The following is an 18,556-nucleotide window of genomic DNA, read 5'->3' as shown; positions in this document are numbered from 1 at the left end:
CGCGTCCGGGGCTGGGGCGGCGCTGGGTCGGGGCGGGGGCGGGGCTGGGGCGGCAACCGGCGCGTGATCGGCAGGAGGAGGCCGGGAGCGGGAGCCGCGACGCGGGCGGTGCGGTGCGGTGCGGTGGTGAAGCGGTGCGTGGTGAGGCGGGGCGTGGTGAGGTGCGGTGGTGGTGAGGGGCCGTGGTGAGGCGGTGCGTGGTGGGGTGCGGTGGTGCTGGGTACACCCCGCGCCGGGGGTGCGCCCGCTCCCGTCGCGAGGCCGTTCCCGTCAGACTGGGCAGGCGCCCGGAGGCCGGGCCGCCGGAGCCCGGGAGACCTCGGGCCCCGTCCGGGCGTACGACCCGCACGAGGTCGTCAAGGGGAGAAGAGCGCGGTAGGGACAAGCCGATCGGCGGGCTGACCCCGCGTGAGCGCGAGGTGATGGAGCTGGTGGCCCAGGGCCGTTCCAACGCGGCGATCGCGACCCAACTCGTCGTCACCGAACGGGCGGTGGCGAAACACACCTCGAACATCTTCGGGAAGCTGGGCCTCCCGGTGTCGGACGACGACAACCGGCGGGTGCTCGCGGTCCTCGCCTACCTGGAGGGCGGCAGGTGACGGTGGAGCGCACCGCTTCAGGGGCATACGCCCGGTTTGTTGACGGAGATTTCTATGAATTCCCGGGACCTCTGAACACCCTGTGAATGACGTCCGTATGGAACGGAGCGCTTCGCTTCTCCCCCTGCCGCGATTTTCCTGTAACCGGCAACGAAGCTTGAGGAGTTAGTTCCATGGCACGCACATCGAGAAAACGCTCCACAACGGCAAACCGGGCGATCGCCGCCGGGGCTGCCTTGCTCCTTGGCGGGGGCGGGTTGGTAGCGGCCAACGTCTACGCGTCTGCTCACGAGGGCAAGTCCTCGCCGCGCAGCCAGAACGCCGCGCAGTCGTGGTCGACCATCAAATGCCCGGACGTGGCCAACCAGGCCCAACTGGCGGAGGTCCCCGAGGGGTCGCGCCCCGAGGTCGCCCGCGAGCTGGCACTGCTGGACGAGCAGATCACCGAGGCGTACAAGCGGTTCGCCGATTCCAAGGCCGCGATCGAACGTGACCCCGGCTTCGCCAACAACGCCATCCTGGGTCCGCTGAAGGAGAAGCGGACCGCCACCCTCGACCGGATCGCCATCTCGATCGGCCGCTTCGGGCAGAAGCCCGAGGGGCTGAACGCGTTCGCGGGATGCGCCCTCCAGGCCGACGACAGCCCGAAGAAGGGCAACGGCGGCCGGGGCAACGGCGGCAACAACGGTGGCAACAACAACGGCGGCAACGGCCAGAACGGCGGCCAGGGCGACGGGCAGGACCAGGGCCAGGACGGCGGCCAGGACGCCGGTGGCCAGGACCAGAACGGTGGTCAGGGTGACGGTCAGGACCAGGGTCAGGATGGCGGCCAGGATGGCGGTCAGGGCGGCGGCCAGAGCGGTAACGGCCCCGAAGCCTCCGACTTCGTCGACATCACGACCGTCCAGCCCAACGTCAAGAAGGTCCGCAACGGCCGGGGCGCCTCGAAGGGCACGTTCAGCTCCTCCTGCGGCGTCAACGAGAACAAGCTTTACAACACCGACAACGTCATTGTCGCCCCGGGCGTGAGCAACGGCGCGCACCACCTGCACGACTACGTCGGCAACCAGTCCAACAACGCGTTCGCGACCGACGACGACCTCGCCGCGTCCAGCACCACCTGCCAGAACCAGGGCGACAAGTCGTCCTACTTCTGGCCCGTGCTGCGTCTCCAGAACGGTGAGCAGGAGTTCGACGCCAACAACGACGGTGGTGGCATCGAGGGCAACGTCGGCAAGATCCTCACCGCGAGCCAGGTGACCAACACCTTCGTCGGCAGCCCGAAGTCCAAGGTCACCGCCATGCCGCGGCTGATGCGCATCATCACAGGCGACGCCAAGGCGTTCGTCAACGGTGACGCCAACGCCAACGCCTCGTGGAGCTGCACCGGCTTCGAGGACCGGCAGCTGAAGGACAAGTACCCGCTGTGCCCCGAGGGCAGCCAGGTCGTCCGTACCTTCAAGTTCCAGAGCTGCTGGGACGGTCAGAACATCGACAGCGCCAACCACCGCACGCACGTCGCGTTCGCCGACGGCAACGGCCGCTGCCAGAACGGCTTCAAGGCCATCCCGCAGCTCGTCCAGCGCCTCGTCTACGACGTGCCGCAGGGCGGGGGCTTCGCGGTGGACTCCTTCCCGGAGCAGCTGCACAAGCCCATCACGGACCACGGTGACTTCATCAACGTCTTCGACGAGAACGTGATGAACGAGCTGGTCAGCTGCGTGAACCAGGGCCGTAAGTGCTGATCGGCCCCCGGCCGCCGAAGCACTGACCCACGCGCGGAGGGAGAGCCGGGTCCTGTCGGACGCATCCGACCGGCAGGACCCGGCTCATTTCCCTTCTCCCCGCTCCCACGCTCCCCCGCTCCCCCGCTTTTTCCCCCACACCCGCGCTGCGCGGTCAGCTCATGTGGTGACCGGAATGCTCCTCGTCCCCCCCACTGTCACCACCGTCTTCCGAGTGGTGCGACGAGCCGCTCTCCACGGTCCCGCCGAGCCGGCCGCGCAGCGCTTCTATGACCTTCTCGTCGCCGACCGCGGTCCACTTCCTGCCGAGCAGATACGAGCCGCCGTAGTCCTTGGCCTCGTTGATCCACTCGCGCTGCCCACGGTCGGTGGCGAAGGTGGCCAGCACCCATTTGCCGTCGTCCGTCGTGCAGTTGCCCACCCGCAGCTCGGCGGCGTCGGTACTGATGTGCGGTTCACACTTCGCCTGCTCGGCTATCTCTTCCAGGCTCCCGGTCGCCGTCTTCGGCACGTCGGGGGCCTTGTCGTCGTCCGCGCCGCAGCCCGTCGCGAGGACCACGGTCAGGGCTGCCATTACTACCAGGGATCGTTCCTTACGCATACGCTCATCGTCCCTCGTGAACGCGCCTCCGCGCCCGCGAACGGCGGGATCCGTCGTACCGTCCGGAGTGACCATCGGATCTACCGCTCGTTCTGCTGGGCGTGTCCCCCGACAGAAACGTCTCTGCACCCGCGGCGGCCCGTGTTCCGGCCGCCGACCCCACCGCCGCCCTGGTCGAGCACTATCCGCGTCTGGTACGGATCGCCCTTCTCGTCCTGCCGTCCTCCCCCGGCGGCGAGAGGCGCGTCCTGGCCGCGCACGGGATCGTCCAGCGCGCGCTGCCGCCCGGCCGTACGGACCCCGGGTACGCGTATCTGCGCGAGCGGGTGATCGGGCGCGCGCTGGACGCCGGGCGCACCCGGCGGTGGCCGGGGCGGGCCGTGCGGGCGGCCCGATTGTTCCTGCCGCCTTCGCTGCCGTACGTCCGGGGCCTGCGGCTGGCCCCGCGCTCCGGCGGCGCGGCCGAACTCGCCCTGGAACAGCGGCTGTCCGGCCTCACCGGAGCCGCACGCGCCGCGCTGGTGCTGCGCGCGCTGGAGGGGCTGACCGACGCGGAGGTACGGCGCGCGCTGACGGCGGCCGGGGCCGACGACCCGGACGCGGCGCTCGCCGAAGCCGCCGCGTTCGCGCCCGGCGCCAGGCGCGGTGGTACCAACGCCACCGGCGCCACGGACAACGTCCCCGCGCACACCGGACCCACGGACAACGGCCCCACGCACACCGGCGCCACGCACCGCGGACCCACTGGCAACGCCCCCGCGGACAACGGCCCCACGCACACCGGACCCGCGGACAACGCCCCCACGCACACCGGCCCCACGCACCGCGGACCCACGGACAACGCCCCCGCGCACACCGGCCCCACGCACCGCGGACCCACTGGCAACGCCCCGGCGGACAACGGCCCCACGCACACCGGCCCCGCGGACAACACCCCTGCGGACAACACCCCCACGGGCAACCGGCCCCCGGACAACGGCCCCACCGGCAGGGGCCCCACCGACCGCGCGGACACCGCGGGCGTCGCCGCCCTGCTGCTCTCGCCCGGCTTCGACGCCTGCTCGCTGCGGGCCAGGCCCACCGATCTGCTGCGCAGGCGACGGCGCGGCCGGGCCGCGCTCGCCGCCACCGCCGCCGCCCTGTTCTGCGGGGCGCTGATCGCCCTGCCGGGCGGCGGCTGGGGCCCTGGCGGCGCGGGCACCACCGCCCACGCCGGGCAGGCGGCCGACGGCCCGGCGCTCGATCCGGCGCTGGTGCGGCGGGTGGCGCCGACCGCCTGGCGGACCGCCGACCGTACCGACTTCTCCGTCTGGCCCGCGCGCGGACCGCTGGCCGGGGACCGGGCGCTGCTCGGCCGGGCGCTGGCGCTCTGGGCCGCGCCCGGTAGCTCCGCGGAGGTCTCCGCGACCCCCGCCACTCCGACGGGGCCGCCGATGGGGCCGCCCCAACTGCTGTACGCGGGCGCGCTGGACGGGGCACGGGTGGTGGTCTTCCACGACGGGCTGCGAATGGTGCGGTACGCCGAGTCCGCCCGGCGCACCGCCCCGGCCTCGCTCGACTTCGCGCGGACCGACGGAGCCGACGCCGCCGTCTCGGGAGCGTTGGCCGTCGCGCGCCGTGACGGCAAGGTCCGCTATCTGACGGCGCCCTGGGTGAGCCGCGCCGCCATGCGGGACCTGCGGGCCCCGGACGCGCCCGCGCGGGCCCTGCGCCGGGACGCGGACGGGGTGACCGATCCGCTGCCGAGCCCGGCGGAGGCCCGTGACTGCGTCTCCTGGCAGACGCTGGAGACGCACGACACCAGCTCCGGCGGGGCATCCGGCGGGGGATCCGGCGGGACATCCGGCGGGGCATCCGGCGGCGTCGACCGGCTGCTCACCGACCTCGGTGAGCCGGTTCCGGCGCGGCTGACCTCCGGGCCGCCCGCCGCGCCGCACGACGTGCGGGACGCGGCCGACCGCGCGGCCTGGGCGCGCACGGCCTGTCTGCTGCCCACGGCGCGCTCGCACGGGGTGCGGTCGGTGAACTCCTGGGAGTTCGCCCGCCAGCCGCTGCCCGAGTCGGCCGGCACCGCGCGGTGGCTGTGCACCAGGGCCGAGACCTGGCGCGGGCCCGGCAGCAGGGTGCTGGCGCAGTTCCAGGCGCCGTCCCCGCGCGCCGGGGAGCCGGGCGCCGTCGCGGCCAGGGCGGTGGACTCGCCCGCGTGCGGGGCGCGCGAACCGAGGGCGCTGGCGGGCGTGGTGTGGCAGTCGGGCGGCGGGCGCTGGTACGTACTGGCGGCGGGCAGCGGGCAGTTCAGGTCGCTGGCGACGACCGGCGGGGTGCCGGGCGCCGCGCGCGGCAACCTGCTCGCCGTCCCGGCGGCGCGCGGCGCCCGCGCGGAGCTGTCGGGGCGGGTGGCGGACGGTACGGAGGTCGGCGTCGGCGGCAACGCCGCGAGCGTGTGTGCCAGGCGCCGCGGGGCAGGCACGGCCCAAACGAAAGACCCTAGGGCACCAGCAGCCAGTCCGCGCCCAGCGCCGCCACCAGGCAGGCCCCTAGCAGCCAGCTGCCCAGCCGGGTGCGGCCGTGCCGGCTCAGTTCGATCACCACGCCGCACACGATCATCGCGAACCCGTACACGCCGACCACCAGCACCGAGGTGCGTTCGGCGAGCCTGATCACCAGCAGCGCGGCCAGCCCCGCCAGCAGCGCGGACGCGATCGCGATCCGGATGAGCCGGGCCTGACGGGGCGTCAGACCCACGTACTCCGGATCCGGTGCGGGGGTGTCCACGGACTGCTGCTGGTCAGATGCGCTCATGGACCGCGAGCGTATCGGAGTTCCCGGGCGGGCCGCCGGTTAGGCTGTTGGTATGACGACCGGGGTGCGCCGCAGGATGGGCGTGGAGGAGCGCAAGCGGCAGCTGATCGGGGTGGCCCTCGAACTGTTCAGCGACCGCTCGCCCGACGAGGTCTCGATCGACGAGATCGCCGCCGCCGCCGGGATCTCCCGTCCGCTCGTCTACCACTACTTCCCCGGCAAGCAGAGCCTGTACGAGGCGGCGGTGCGCCGCGCCGCCGACGAACTGGCCGCCAGCTTCGTCGAGCCGCGCGAAGGGCCCCTGGGGGCCCGGCTGCTGCGGGTGATGGAACGCTTCTTCGACTTCGTGGACGACCACGGCCCGGGGTTCTCCGCGCTGATGCGCGGTGGTCCCGCCGTCGGTTCCTCGACCGCCGTCGGTTCCTCGACCGCCGACGCGATGGTCGACGAGGTGCGGCAGGCCGCGTACGAGCAGATCCTGGCCCATCTGGATGTCGCCGTCGAGGCGCCGCCCGCGCGGCTGGAGCTGATCGTACGGTCCTGGGTGTCGCTGGCCGAGTCGACCGCGCTGATCTGGCTCGACGGGCGGCGCATACCCCGGCGCGAGCTGGAGTCGCAGCTGGTGCGCGACTTCGCGGCGCTGACCGCCGTGAGCGCCGCGTACGACGCGGAGATGGCCGGGATCCTGCTCCGTGTCGTCGCNNTCGTCGCGCTGGGCGCGCAGGACACCTCCGCCGCTTCGCGGGAGGCGGCCGGGGTGCCGGGACAACGGGTCGAGGCATAGCCCGCCGACTCGGCGGGCTCAGGCGTAGACCACCTTCACCTGGGTGAAGCCCAGGGAGTGCAGCAGCCCCTGGAGCATGCTGGTGGTGTTCTTCTCCGCGCGGCTGGTCAGCTCGCTGTCCTTGGCGGCTTCGCCGATGTGGCGGGCGGCGAGCTGGTTCACGGCGCGCTCGTCGGCCGGATTGTCGGAGAACAGATCGCCGAGCCGGTCGAGCAGCCCGCGCTGTTTGGACACGGCGTACGAGCGGTCCGGGTCCATCGCGGGCTTGCCGAGGCTCGCGTGCGGCAGCCGGATCGTCGCGGCGGTGCGCTCGTCGTTGACCTGGACGCTCTTCTCACCGATGGAGCCGAAGTCGACGTACGAGGAGACGGTGCCCGCGCCGATGAACAGCGTGCGGGTGCCCTTGAGCGCGTCGGGCAGGTACTTGGTGTCCTTCTCCAGGTCCACCACGACCTGGAAGTTGCCCGAGGCGGCCTCGTACCGGTCCAGGTCCTGGATGGATTCCAGCAGGGTCGGCCCGGTGCGGTCGTGGGTCTCCTCGCCGAACAGGTCGCCGAATCCGGGCAGCAGGTCGAGCCGGCTGCCGAGGAACAGCAGCCCGGCCACGACGACGAGGGCCAGCGGAACCTTGCCCCACCAGGGCAGCCGCGCGGGGCGCGTGCCGCTCGGGCTCTCTTCCGGTTTCGCGTCGGTGGACGTCATACCTACCAGATGTCCCGCACGGCACGGTTCACACGGTCACAAGGAAAAGCTTTGACCCAACTTCCCTGCACAGAAGATCAGTTACGGAACGGACCGCCACCTCAGGAGTCCGGCAGATGCCCGCGCAGCGCGCGCGCCAGTCCGCTGCGGCCGTCGTCCACCAGCCCCCGGTGGAAGGCGTCCTCGTAGGCCGGGGTCCCGGCCGCCGCGCGCGCCTGGCGTTCGCACTCGGCACGGACCGGGGCCAGCTCGGGGGTGCCGCGCTGCGGGTGGCCGACCATGCGCCAGAACGCCTGCCCGGTGCCGTACGCGTGCGCGGCGCGCTCGCCGTCCCCCTGGGCCGCCACGGCGGCGGCCAGCAGGTCGAGGCCGAGCGCGATCCCGAAGCTGTCCCCCAGCTCCTCCTTGCCGCTGATCATGGAGCGGGCGTGCGCCTCGGCCTCGTACGGCCGCCCCTGCAACAGGTGGATCAGGGCCAGTTGGTAGTCGGCGTAGGCGCGGGTCCAGCACTCGCCGCGCGCCAGGCAGACGCGGCGCAGCTCCTCGGCCTGCTCCCGGGACGCGTCGAGCCGGCCGAGCGCGGTGAGCGAGAAGATCCGGACCAGTCGGCAGCGCAGCTGGGAGGGCGAGTCGAAGGGGTCGGCGGGCCGCTCGCGCAGAGCGCGGTCCGAGACGGTGAATCCGGCCTGGGCGCGGCCCATCATCAGGCAGGTGAGGCTGAGCAGATACGCGGCGGAGAGCATCGACTCGGGGTCCTGGTCGCGCCAGGCGGCGGTGGCGCACCGCTCGCCGAGCCGGTAGGCGCCCTCGTGGTCGCCCTGGAGCATGACGGTGACGCCGAGGGCCCACAGGGCGCGGGTGCGGTGCGGTTGCGGCTCCCCGCCGCCGTCGAGGGCGCGCTCCAGGTAGATGCGGGCCTCGTGGAGGTGGCCGCAGCAGCTCCAGAAGAAGGCGACGCGGCCGACCATCTCGACGGCCGTCTCGGGTTCGTGGGCGAGGAGGTGGTTGAGCGCGGTGCACAGGTCGGCGTGGGCGTCGGTGATCCGCCGGTACCAGCCGACCTGTTCGGGGCCGGGCCAGCCGGTGTGGGCCTGCCGGGCGACGTCGGCGAAGTGGGCGGCGTGCCGGTCGGCGAGCGTGCCGCTCTCGCCGAGTTCGGTGAGCCACATCGCGCCGTACTCCCGGATGGTGTCGAGCATCCGGTAGCGGGCGCCGTCGTAGCGCAGCACGGAGCGGCCGGTGAGCCCTTCGAGGCCCCGGACGACCGCGTCCTCGGTGAGGGGGCCGCCGGCGCAGACCGCCACGGCGTCACGCGGGTCGATGTCGCCGCCGAAGACGGAGAGCCTGGCCCACAGGAGGCGTTCCAGGGGCACGCACAGCTCGTGGCTCCAGCCGATGGCGGTGCGCAGGGCGCGGTGGCGCTGCGGCCAGACCCGGTCGTCGGTGAGGGTGTCGAGCCGGGGGGTGAGCCGGGAGCTGAGCAGATCGGCCATGTGCTCGACGGAGCGGCTGTCGAGCTGGGCGCAGGCGAGTTCCACGGCGAGCGGGACGCCTTCGAGTTCCCGGCAGATCCGCACGGCCGCCGTCGCGATCGCCGCGTCGTCGAGCCGCAGCCCGGGGGCGGCCGTGACGGCCCGGTCGCGGAACAGCCTGAGGATGTCGCCCGCGCCCTCCACCGGCAGCGGTGTGACGTCGAGGACGTGTTCGCCGCTGACGCCGAGGGGCTGGCGGCTGGTGGTGAGGACGGTGAGTCCGGGGGCGGCGGTGAGGAGATCGCCCACCAGGTTCCGGCAGGCGCCGACCACCCGGTCGCACGAGTCGAGGACGAGGAGCAGCCGCCGCTCGGCGAGCCACTCGCACAGCGCGTCGACGGGCGTGCGCAGGGAGTGGTCGCTGAGCCCGACGGCGTCCGAGACGGTGATCAGCAGCGTCCGTTCGTCGTAGAGCGGGGAGAGGTCCACCCACCAGACCCCGTCGGGGTACGGCCGGTCGTCGGCCGTACCCGCCGGGGCGCCCGCCCACTCCGGGGCGCGCCGCTCCACGCGCTCGCGGGCGCGTTCGGCGGCGCGCAGCGCGACTCTGGTCTTGCCCACACCTCCGCTGCCGGTCAAGGTGATCAACCGGTGCTGTTCGAGCGCGCCTTCGAGGAGGCGCAGCTCTGTGCCGCGCCCCACGAAGCTGGTCTTCTCCTCGGGAATGTTCCCCACCACGGGAACATTCTGGACCAGTTTCGCCCCAGGACCGACACACGTGGGAGGAATCGGTCAGGGGCCTGGCGGCGCCGGACGCCGAGATGGCGATGGGGGACCCGAAGCATCAGGCAAGTGAACGCACTTGGCGCAGGGTCGGCTTCCGACCCTGGCTGTTCTGTCGCCGTTCTCGTCAGGGGGCACTCCCACGTCTTGAGCAGGGGCGCGGCGGCGGGCCGGTGACTTCAGGAGGCTCGGACGATCAGCGCGACGGCCACGGCAGCCACCGCCGCCGCGCACGCGATCAGCGTCAGCCCCATGCTGATCAGCGCCACCATCACGCGTTTCTGCCCGTGCTCCTCATCCGTCATCACGCGGGGACGGCCGGGGCCAGGCCCAGCGTGATCACCGGCCGGCACGCCATCACGCCCAGCCCCCAGGCGATGTCGGCGGCGGCGCGCCGTGCTGTTCTCTTCATCTCGTACTCCTGGTGGGGAGAGCGGCCGTCCGTTCATCGCGGATCGGCCCGCGCGGCGATGTAGGGGCGAACGGGGGTTTCGCGGCTCTGCTGATGCATGGTCACCAGCCGCTCGGTGCAGGCCCCGCACGCGTACAGGGGTGTCTCGCCGTAAGGGCCGAGCAGTTCGCCGACCCGGCCGACCTGGAGGCCGCCACGGTCGCAGCGGAAGCAGTCACCCATGACGACCCGCACGGGCGCGTCGGCATCCCACGCCGTCACGAGCCGTCGGCCGAACCGCAGTCGCACGGGCAGGGCCGGGCGTCCGGCAGCGCCGATACGTGACCGAACTCCCGGTCGTCAAGGGTGCCCGTGCAGCGGTGCGGGGAGACCAGCCCGAAGATGTCGGCGGCAAAACACGGCGCGCAGGGCGCCCGAACGCCGTCCTCCGGAGGCACGTCGGCGGACGTGAGCGGGGCACCGCGGAAGAGGATGGTGACCCCCTGCTTCTCACACCAGACCCCCAGGCCGTCACCGAGATGGACATGGTTGTCGTCAGAGCAGTAGGTCATCGCGCCCGCCGTGCGGTGAGCCGCAGAGCCGCCCCGGTCTCGCAGACCGTACGAGTCGGCTCGTCGTGGCGGGGCCTGTGCGCGTCGGCCAGGATGCGGGCCACTCGGGCGAGGGCCCGCAGCTGGACCCAGGTCCTGACGCGGTCCTCCTGCGGGGCGACGACGAGGAGCTGCTCAGCATCCCGCAGAGCCCCGGGAACCAGCACCCGGTCACGCCCCTCGTACGCCCCGCGCCGCGCCTGCGCCATCGGGATCAGCACCACCAAGTGGCGCCGCATCAGGTCGGCCTGGTCGGTCAGGGAGGAGTGACCGGCCGTCGACTGATGTGAGGCGAGTGCGGCGTCGCAGTCGTCCGCGATGACCCGGACGTTCCGCTCCACGGCGCACGTGGTGCACGTCCGCATGTGGTCGAGCAGGTCTCGGTGGGCGGTCTCCCGCCGCTCCAGCGCCGCCAGGCGCTCGTGCCCGACCTGGAGGAGCGCGGCCACCACCTCGGGGTCGCAGAGCTGCCCGGGTCTGTCCACGGGCACGGCCCAGTACGGGCGCCGGAAGTCTTCGACGGGAACCGTACAGTCGGGGCGCGGCACCGCGCACCACGTGCCCGAGCCGAGCCCGAAACCCTGCCGGGCGATCCACGCCTCGGCCGCGCCAACCGGCACCAACACGTAGTAACAGCGGCGTGGTTCACAGATCACCGGCCCGCTCAGCTGGGAGAGCGCGTCGCTGACGTACGACGGCGACCGGCTGCCCACCGCAGCGTGCACGAGTCCCGCCGGTGCCTTCACCGCGTCGAATACGCAACCGAGAGGGAGCAGGGCGGGAGCGCCGCCGTCCCATTCGTGGCGTGCCCGGTGCGCGTCCTCAGCGGCAGACAGCAGCCACTGGAGGATAACTGAATCGGCGCACGAACCAGTTCGTGTATCGGGCATGCAGAGTCCCCTCAACCCACGACATCTATGATCTACACCACTGACGCTATGGACTGAGGGATGTCACAAGGGCTACAGAACGTATCCCTTCTTCGTCAGACGACACCCAGCCGAATTCCGAACTCAGCTAGCTGGCCGCGTTTCTGAGTGCGAATCATCGTACCCACTGTCTCCCGAACACCTGCGTGTATCCGAGTCGCCTGTGGAGCCAGACGCTCCGCCACAAGAAATGCTGCGAGGGCTTCATCCCGCTGCCCGTTGTAGAAGTGGGCGCGGCCGACGTCGATGAAATGGTGCGAGCGCCGCTCCGGTGAGTACGTCCCGGGCAGTTTGACCATCCCCGCCCGTTCGACTGCCAGCCTGCCCTTGCCCATCTCTACCGGTAGGGAGACTCCCCAGATCGCGAAGTTCGTGGGCCCGAACTGCAACTGAAAGTCGTTGCGATCCTCACCAAGCCGGTCCGCGATCACACCGGCGCGCTTCCAGTGCCGCTCAGCCGCCTTGCCGTCAGCCGCTCGCGCGTAGTTCAGCGACGCCTTCAACTCGAAAGCGCCCCGCAGCGACTCGGCCTCCGGGCTGCGCCCCTTGACCGCGCCCAGCTCTGACAGTGCGCCGTCGATGATGGCGCCGGCCTCGTCGTGCTCACCAATAGACAGGAACTCCCCGGCTTCGTACCAGTGGGCGGCCAAGGCACGGAGCGGATCCCCGGTTTCCTTGGCGGACCAGACCACTCGTTCGGTGGCGAGAGTCGCGTCGCTGACGTACCCGAGCTTGTACAGGTACTGCATCGCGCATTCGTAGGCTGAGGCGAGCAGCCCAAAGGCCGTCCGCCGTTGGTCTCCCTCGCAGACCTCGACAGCGACTTGGAGGTCGCGCAGCAGCGCGGGCAGGGTCTGGCTGGCCTTGGAGAAGGCAGCTGAAGCCCGTTGAAGGTTAGCCTCGTCGGTCCGTTCACAAAGGCGCTGAAGGTCAACCTCGTTGACTTCTAGCTCAGTCGGGCGCGTTGGCCGACCATGGCGAAGGATCGCACGTCGTACCGCCGCCACGCCTGCGACAGCATCCTGGCCATCTTGGTCACTCTGCGGCGGGACCACGGGGCCACCCGTGATCTCTGTGGGGTGGCAGTCAAGGGCCCGGCACAGAGGCAGGATGACCGCGGGACGGTCGAGGGACCGACGCCCCTGCTCGAAGGCTTTCACAGAGGCAAGAGAGTATCCGGTCTCGGTGGCGAGTCGTTGTTGAGTCCACCGGCGGCGCATACGGAGGCGCGCAAGGCGCTGTCCGTTGCTGTCTTCGCTCCCGTGGACCTCGCTGTAGTGGGGCATACTGGCTCCATTCCTAGCGTCCATTGGGAATGTACCCCCGTCGTACGGCCGGGCTACGGGGAAGGGCCTTACGGATCTGTGACCCTAAGGCCCTTCTCGTACTCATGTGAAGGGAACATCCTCCGCCTTCGGGCTCTGCGAGATCATGCTGCGGCAGGAATGGCGCGGCCGGGGCGCAGCCCGCGCGTCACGGCGGGCCTCGCTACATTCCGCGATGATCTGCTAATCCGCCGTCCAGCGGGGGCGACGGACTTCTCTGAGCGATACGAGGCGGTAGTGACATGACCGTAGACCTACTGACCACCAGCCATTACGACCAGCTGACCCCGGCGGTCCGCCGTATCCTCCTGGACGTGTACGCCGATGTCTACGCCGACGAGATCACCACGAACCCGTTCTTCAGCTTGGAGCGGTTCGAGGAACGTCTCGGCATGCATGCGGTGACGGGCTGGGGCTGCGTCGTAGCCGAGGTGGGCGACGTGGTCGCCGGGTTCACGTACGGGCGCCCGGAGCGCGACACCACCACGTTCGGGCTCTGCGAGATCATGCTGCGGCAGGAATGGCGCGGCCGGGGCATCGCACAGGTCATGCACTCCGAGCTGATGAGCCAGCGGAACGAGGACCGATGCAAGCTGCTGGTACGCCGCGAGCGCCCCCGCATCCGCGCGCACTACGAGAGCTGGGGATACAAGCACGCCGGAGAGAAATTGCCGTTCCCGGACTCGCCGCTGTACGACGTGATGATCCTCGACCTCCAGTAGTCCGACCCAAGAGATGCGAACGCCCCCTCCCGCGAGTGCAGGAGGGGGCGAAACTGTAACCCCGCGCACGCGGGGACCATGACGATTTCGTTCAGGAGCGCCCCGGACAGCGTGGACCACCCCCGCACGCGCGGGGACCATCCGCTGGGCCCGGTCACCGTCGTCCCCTGCTGCGGACCACCCCCGCACACGCGGGGACCATGAGGGCCTTCGCGATCGGTCCGGGGACCATCGCCGGACCACCCCCGCACGCGCGGGGACCATCCGGACCACAGCCCTTGTACGACCGCGCGGCCCGGACCACCCCCGCACGCGCGGGGACCATACGCCGACCGACGGCGAATGCGGCACCGGCACCGGACCACCCCCGCACGCGCGGGGACCATACTTCCTGACCTGGGCCTCTCGCGCCGGATAAGCACCGCCAGCATCAGTCAGCTCAGCCCGAACATACCCGACAGCGTTACGTCGCCGTGCCTCCCATCAGGTCATGCCCGCGCCTCACCCCGCCCTGAACACCGCGACAGTACGGGCGGGCACGGTGAAGGTGCCCGAACTCCGTTCGTACGACGACCGCTTGACGGTACGGTCCGCTCCCGTCGCCTGTACGGGGTGCAGCGCGTAGGCGCGGCCCGCGAGGTCCGGCACCCGTTGGTCGTGCGCGGCGGGCGTCGCGTTGATGACGACGACGAGGTCGCCGAGGCGCTCGGTGAGGACGCCGGGGGTCTCGTCCGGTCCTGAGAGCGGGAAGGAAAGGGCGCTCTGCACCGCGCGGGTGGTGGCGAGGCCGAACGCCGGTTCCGTGGTGCGGATCCGCAGCAGGTCCCGGTAGGCGGCCGAGGCGCCCTCGATCTCGGGGCAGCCGACGGTGAGCGCCGGGTCGGTCAGCAGCGGCTTCGCGTAGGGCCACTTGTCCGCGTTGTCGGCGGCGGGCGGCAGTCCCCGGCCGAAGCCGTTGCCGTCCCGGCAGTCCCAGTGGATGGCGTTGAACCAGTCGCCGCTGTCGTAGGAGTTGCGGTCGAGCGACTTCGAGCGCAGCAGCTCCGTACCCGCCTGGGAGAGCGCGGGCCCCTGCGAGAGGGCGGCGGGGGCGAGCGCCACCACCTGTGCACGGGCGCGGTCGGCGGGACCGGTGGAGGCCGGGAGTTTGAAGGCGAGCGCGTCGAAGAGACTCTCGTTGTCGTGGGCGTCCGCGTAGGCCACGGCGTCGCCGGGGGCGGCGGCGTAGCCGGCCGGGGCGCCGTTGTAGTCGACGTCGGAGCCGCGCACCCGGCGGCCCGAGGTGTCGGTGAAGGTGTAGTCGGCGAGGCCGCCGGTGAGCCCCACCTTGATCAGGTCCTGGTAGTGCAGCAGCCGGGCCCGCTGCTCGGCCGGAGTGCCGTTGGCGGGCGAGGAGTTGGGGTCGGTGTAGAGGCCGGAGGCGAAGCCCTGGACGCCGGGGTCCGCGTCGAAGGGGCTGCCGCCGCGCACCGCGTCGCGGGCCCGGTCGTCGAAGGTGGCGATGCCGGTGCCCGCCATGTTGCGCTGGGTGGCCTGGACGAAGCGGGCGTCGTCGGCGATCTCGCCGAAGTTCCAGCCCTCCCCGTACAGGACGATCTTCTTGCCGTCCACGCCGTCCTGACGGAGCGTCAGTGCGTCGAGTGCTTTGCGCACGGCGAGGATGTTGGCCTTCGGGTGGTGTCCCATCAGGTCGAAGCGGAAGCCGTCGACCTTGTACTGGCGGGCCCAGGTGACCACCGAGTCCACCACGAGCTTGCCCATCATGGTGTGCTCGGGCGCGGTGTTGGCGCAGCAGCTGGAGGTGGCGACGGAGCCGTCCGCGAGCAGCCGCTGGTAGTAGCCGGGCACGATGCGGTCCAGGACCGAGTCGCCGTCCTGTCCTGAGGCGGCGGTGTGGTTGTAGACGACGTCCATGACCGTGCGCAGCCCGGCGCCGTTCAGCGACCGCACCATGCGGCGGAACTCGACGGTGCGCCGGGTGCCCTCCGGGTCGGAGGCGTAGGAGCCCTCGGGCACGGTGTAGTGCAGCGGGTCGTATCCCCAGTTGTAGGCGTCGCGCGCGGCGGTCCGCGCGACGCACGCCTGCTGCTCCGCCGAGTCGGGTGCGAGGACCTTCAGGTCGCAGCCCGGGGTGGCCTGGTCGGAGCGGCGTTCGGGGATGGTGGCGATGTCGAAGACCGGCAGCAGATGGACGTACGACGTACCGGCGGCGGCGAGTGCGCGCAGTCGGCGCATGCCGGCGGAGCCGGATTCGGTGAACGCCAGGTACTGGCCGGGGTGGGCGGAGGTGCGGTCCTCGACCGAGAAGTCGCGGACGTGCAGCTCCTGGATCCGCGCGTTCCGCAGCGGTACGGCCGGGGGTTTGGTGAGCCCGGCCCAGCCTTCGGGCGCCAGCTTCGGATCGGCGAGGTCGACGACGAGGCTGCGGGCCGAGTCGGTGGTCAGCGCGGTCGAGTACGGGTCGGTGACCTTGTTGGTGACGGTCTTCCCGACGCTGGGCGCCCAGACGGTGACGGCGTAGCGGTACGGCTTGCCGCTCCAGGACGCCGGGCCGCTCACCCGCCAGACTCCGGAGGCGTCGTCGCGCTCCATGGGGACGGTGCGGCCGTCGAGTTCGAGGGCGACGGTGCGGGCGGTCGGCGCCCAGAGCGAGAGGGTGGGCCGACCGTGGGCGAACACCGGGCCGAGCGACGCCTCGGCCGCCCGCGCGCCGTAGAGGTCGTCGAGGACGCCCGCCGTCTGGACGCCCGTGGCGGCGCGCACGGCGCCGTCGGCGGCGCGCTGGGTGGCGGTGAGCGGGCCGCGCAGGGCGGTGCGGGCGCGGGACCGGTCCCGTACGTCCACGGTGAACGCGGGCACGTCCTTCAGGTGTGGGTACGCGGCGCGCTGCGCGGCGGTGAGGCGGGTGGGCGCGAGGCGCAGCCTGCCGCCGTCGTACGCCAGCTCCTGACGGGTCTGGGAGGTGGCCGGGACGTTCCAGACGACGGTGCCGACGTCGATCCACTGGGCTTCGGCGGTGGTCGGGACCGGCGGGGGCGGGGACGCCGCGGTGGCGGGCGCGGGCAGGAGCACGGCGCACAGGAGGGCCGCGAGGGCCGCGGTCACCGTTCCGCGCGGGGACGGGCGTTTCACGCGAGGTCTCCTCGGGAGAGGGAGGAAGGAGAAAGAAGGGGGACGGGGGCGCGGACCGGGCGGGAAAACCGGTACGGCGGGGCGGGACGCCGGGCGGACCGGGTACGGCCCGTCCGGCGTCCGAGGGTGTTACGGGGGGGGTGTTGCGGAGCGATCCGTACGCGCGGGGCTACGGGCGCCAGGTGTCGTTCAGCGCGACCTTGCCGGAGGCGGGCACGGTCGCCGTGCGGTTCGCCCCGCTCTCCCAGGTCACCGCGCCGGACGCGTCCTTGCGCAGGTACTTGTACGCGAAGGAGGTGCCCGCCGGGAGGCTCACGTCGAGCTTCCAGACCGGGTAGGCGGCCGGGTCGAGCTTCAGCGCGCTGCCGGTGTTCCAGTTGCCCAGCGCGGACTGGTCGCCGGTGACGTAGATGTTCTGGCCGAGGACCGTGGTCGCGTTGACGCCGAAGCTCGCGCCCGACGAGCCCGTACCGCCACCGCCACCGCCACCGCCACCGTTGTTGCCGCCCGAGCAGGTGCGGGCGCCGGTGTGCAGGGCGAGCGCGGTGTTGGCGCCGAGGGTGGCGGTGAACTGACCGGAGCCGTTCACCGTGACCGTACCGCCGCTCTGCACGTCGCAGTAGTCACCGCCGGGCAGGGAGGTCTGGTAGGTGCGGGTGAGCGTGGAGCCCTCGTGGTTGAGGGCCACGTATCCGGCCGAGCCGCGCCCGAAGGCGATCTGGTTCCCGCCGTTGTCCCACCAGTCGGTGACGGACTGGCCGCGGGTGGTGTTGCGGAAGCCGACCATGGACGAGATCTCGCTCCAGGCGTGTTGGCACTTCCAGCCGTCGCTGTAACAGGCGTTGACCGTACCGCCGTTGGGCGGGCCCGCGTCGTGGTCGGTGAACTCGTACCCGGAGTGCACGTCGGGCGAGCCGTAGGGCCAGGCCAGCATGAAGACGTTGGCGAGGGTGTAGTTGGCGCCGTCCTTGTAGCTGAGGGTGTCGCCGCCGCGCTCGGTGTCGTGGTTGTCGACGAAGACGGCGGACTTGCCCGACTCCATGTACCCCCAGCCCTCGCCGTAGTTCTTGAGGTTGGCGAGCTTCTCGTTGTTGAAGGTCCGCTTGAGGTCGCGGGCGTAGCGGAACTCCTGCACGTCGCCGGTGGAGAGGTACTCGCTGGGCGAGACGGCCTCGCCCGCGCCGTAGATGGCCTCCTGCTTCCAGTAGGCGCCCGGATTGCTCAGCCTGCTCTTGATGTTGGCGAGGTCGGTGGCCGCCATGTGCTTGGCGCCGTCGATCCGGAAGCCGTCGACGCCGAGGGAGAGCAGGTCGTTGAGGTACGAGGCGATCCGGCCGCGCACGTAGTCGGCGCCGGTGTCGAGGTCCGAGAGGCCGACCAGTTCGCAGTTCTGCACGTTGGAGCGGTCGTTGTAGTTGTTGATGCTGGAGCGGCAGGTGTGGAAGTCGGCGTCCGAGTAGGTGCCCGGGTAGCTGTACTTGGTGTACGAGGAGCCGCCGGTGCCGGTGCCGCTGCCTGCCGTCATGTGGTTGATGACGGTGTCGGCGACGACCTTGACGCCAGCGCCGTGGCAGGTGTTCACCATGTTCGTGAAGGCGGCACGGTTCCCGAGGCGCCCGGCGATCTGGTAGCTGACGGGCTGGTACGAGGTCCACCACTGGCTGCCCTGGATGTGTTCCTGGGGCGGTGAGACCTGGACGTAGCCGTAACCGGCCGGGCCGAGGGTGTCCGTGCACGCCTTGGCTATGGAGTCGAACTTCCACTCGAACAGGACGGCGGTGACGTCCTTGGAGCCGGGCGGGGCCGCCTGGGCGGTCCCACCGGGTACGGCGAGGGCGGCTGCCGCGCCGGCCACGAGGGCCAGCGTGGCGGCCAGGGATCTGCGGGCCATGGTCTCCTCCAACAACACTGGTGGGGAAGTGCGGGTGCAGGTGCGGGTGGTGCGGGTGCTGGTGGTG

The 18,556-nt window shown here is 71.6% G+C and carries 14 protein-coding genes, 2 pseudogenes and 1 CRISPR repeat array; of the genes and pseudogenes, 5 read left to right on the top strand and 11 right to left on the bottom strand.

The window, feature by feature from the left end:
• Positions 1-371 precede the first annotated feature (371 nt).
• Both DVH02_RS24020 and DVH02_RS24015 read left to right on the top strand, forming a co-directional pair.
• Positions 372-599: pseudogene (locus tag DVH02_RS24020) on the top strand (LuxR C-terminal-related transcriptional regulator); the annotation flags it as partial.
• 173 nt (positions 600-772) lie between these two features.
• Positions 773-2,344, top strand: a complete 1,572-nt coding sequence (locus DVH02_RS24015; protein WP_114625916.1) for a DUF1996 domain-containing protein — start codon at positions 773-775, stop codon at positions 2,342-2,344.
• A gap of 154 nt (positions 2,345-2,498) precedes the next feature.
• Here DVH02_RS24015 and DVH02_RS24010 read toward each other — a convergent pair whose 3' ends face one another.
• Positions 2,499-2,918, bottom strand: a complete 420-nt coding sequence (locus DVH02_RS24010) for a hypothetical protein (RefSeq protein ID WP_114625915.1) — start codon at positions 2,916-2,918, stop codon at positions 2,499-2,501.
• 128 nt (positions 2,919-3,046) lie between these two features.
• Here DVH02_RS24010 and DVH02_RS36395 point away from each other — a divergent pair, with 128 nt between their 5' ends.
• Complete coding sequence (locus DVH02_RS36395) at positions 3,047-5,605, top strand: hypothetical protein (protein WP_233518430.1); 2,559 nt, start codon at positions 3,047-3,049, stop codon at positions 5,603-5,605.
• Between the two features lie 194 nt (positions 5,606-5,799).
• Complete coding sequence (locus DVH02_RS23995) at positions 5,800-6,531, top strand: TetR/AcrR family transcriptional regulator (RefSeq protein ID WP_114625913.1); 732 nt, start codon at positions 5,800-5,802, stop codon at positions 6,529-6,531.
• Between the two features lie 18 nt (positions 6,532-6,549).
• Here DVH02_RS23995 and DVH02_RS23990 read toward each other — a convergent pair whose 3' ends face one another.
• The 8 genes and pseudogenes from DVH02_RS23990 to DVH02_RS36805 all read right to left on the bottom strand — a co-directional run.
• On the bottom strand, positions 6,550-7,233 hold the full coding sequence (locus DVH02_RS23990; protein ID WP_114625912.1) for a DUF4230 domain-containing protein: 684 nt from the start codon (positions 7,231-7,233) through the stop codon (positions 6,550-6,552).
• A 101-nt stretch (positions 7,234-7,334) separates the two neighbouring features.
• Entirely contained in the window at positions 7,335-9,440 is a 2,106-nt protein-coding gene (locus DVH02_RS23985) for an ATP-binding protein (RefSeq protein ID WP_199566397.1), read from the bottom strand.
• A gap of 227 nt (positions 9,441-9,667) precedes the next feature.
• On the bottom strand, positions 9,668-9,796 hold the full coding sequence (locus DVH02_RS36810) for a hypothetical protein (RefSeq protein ID WP_267899077.1): 129 nt from the start codon (positions 9,794-9,796) through the stop codon (positions 9,668-9,670).
• Positions 9,797-9,933: 137 nt separating this feature from the next.
• On the bottom strand, positions 9,934-10,161 hold the full coding sequence (locus DVH02_RS23980) for a hypothetical protein (RefSeq protein ID WP_147286114.1): 228 nt from the start codon (positions 10,159-10,161) through the stop codon (positions 9,934-9,936).
• Positions 10,158-10,451: a hypothetical protein gene (locus tag DVH02_RS23975; RefSeq protein ID WP_114625909.1), complete on the bottom strand. Its 294-nt coding sequence runs from the start codon at positions 10,449-10,451 to the stop codon at positions 10,158-10,160. The genes DVH02_RS23980 and DVH02_RS23975 overlap by 4 nt, the downstream gene beginning before the upstream one ends.
• Positions 10,448-11,380, bottom strand: coding sequence for a DUF6415 family natural product biosynthesis protein (locus DVH02_RS23970; RefSeq protein WP_158575930.1), 933 nt, complete (start codon positions 11,378-11,380; stop codon positions 10,448-10,450). Before DVH02_RS23970 ends, DVH02_RS23975 begins: the two co-directional genes overlap by 4 nt.
• A 95-nt stretch (positions 11,381-11,475) precedes the next feature.
• A complete protein-coding gene (locus DVH02_RS36390) occupies positions 11,476-12,168 on the bottom strand; it encodes a hypothetical protein (RefSeq protein ID WP_233518431.1) in 693 nt (230 codons plus the stop codon).
• A 330-nt stretch (positions 12,169-12,498) separates the two neighbouring features.
• Positions 12,499-12,705: pseudogene (locus tag DVH02_RS36805) on the bottom strand (helix-turn-helix domain-containing protein); the annotation flags it as partial.
• Between the two features lie 281 nt (positions 12,706-12,986).
• Here DVH02_RS36805 and DVH02_RS23960 point away from each other — a divergent pair.
• The gene (locus DVH02_RS23960; RefSeq protein WP_114625906.1) at positions 12,987-13,466 is read left to right on the top strand and encodes a GNAT family N-acetyltransferase; all 480 of its coding nucleotides are present in this window, start codon (positions 12,987-12,989) and stop codon (positions 13,464-13,466) included.
• Between the two features lie 111 nt (positions 13,467-13,577).
• Positions 13,578-13,852: direct repeats of the CRISPR family, unit length 30 nt; unit sequence CCGGACCACCCCCGCACGCGCGGGGACCAT.
• 115 nt (positions 13,853-13,967) lie between these two features.
• On the opposite strand, the gene pulA is transcribed toward DVH02_RS23960, so the two are convergent.
• Positions 13,968-16,598 carry a pullulanase-type alpha-1,6-glucosidase gene (gene pulA / locus DVH02_RS23955; protein ID WP_114625905.1) on the bottom strand — a complete coding sequence of 877 codons (2,631 nt, stop codon included), beginning with the start codon at positions 16,596-16,598 and terminating at the stop codon, positions 13,968-13,970.
• 169 nt (positions 16,599-16,767) lie between these two features.
• Complete coding sequence (locus DVH02_RS23950; RefSeq protein WP_114625904.1) at positions 16,768-18,489, bottom strand: carbohydrate-binding module family 20 domain-containing protein; 1,722 nt, start codon at positions 18,487-18,489, stop codon at positions 16,768-16,770.
• Positions 18,490-18,556 lie beyond the last annotated feature (67 nt).

The organism is Streptomyces corynorhini (assembly GCF_003346515.1).
GTDB classification, from domain to species: Bacteria; Actinomycetota; Actinomycetes; order Streptomycetales; family Streptomycetaceae; genus Streptomyces; species Streptomyces corynorhini.
The sequence above is the reverse complement of the archived record's forward strand: the minus strand, read 5'-3'. Positions and strand labels throughout refer to the sequence as shown.

What these genes read in the sequence shown, in the direction of transcription:
- DVH02_RS24015 (WP_114625916.1), top strand. Translation starts at nt 773, where the DNA reads ATGGCACGCACATCGAGAAAACGCTCCACAACGGCAAACCGGGCGATC.
- DVH02_RS24010 (WP_114625915.1), bottom strand. Translation starts at nt 2,918, where the DNA reads ATGGCAGCCCTGACCGTGGTCCTCGCGACGGGCTGCGGCGCGGACGAC.
- DVH02_RS23990 (WP_114625912.1), bottom strand. Translation starts at nt 7,233, where the DNA reads ATGACGTCCACCGACGCGAAACCGGAAGAGAGCCCGAGCGGCACGCGC.
- DVH02_RS23975 (WP_114625909.1), bottom strand. Translation starts at nt 10,451, where the DNA reads ATGACCTACTGCTCTGACGACAACCATGTCCATCTCGGTGACGGCCTG.
- DVH02_RS23970 (WP_158575930.1), bottom strand. Translation starts at nt 11,380, where the DNA reads ATGCCCGATACACGAACTGGTTCGTGCGCCGATTCAGTTATCCTCCAG.
- DVH02_RS36390 (WP_233518431.1), bottom strand. Translation starts at nt 12,168, where the DNA reads ATGCAGTACCTGTACAAGCTCGGGTACGTCAGCGACGCGACTCTCGCC.
- DVH02_RS23960 (WP_114625906.1), top strand. Translation starts at nt 12,987, where the DNA reads ATGACCGTAGACCTACTGACCACCAGCCATTACGACCAGCTGACCCCG.
- DVH02_RS23950 (WP_114625904.1), bottom strand. Translation starts at nt 18,489, where the DNA reads ATGGCCCGCAGATCCCTGGCCGCCACGCTGGCCCTCGTGGCCGGCGCG.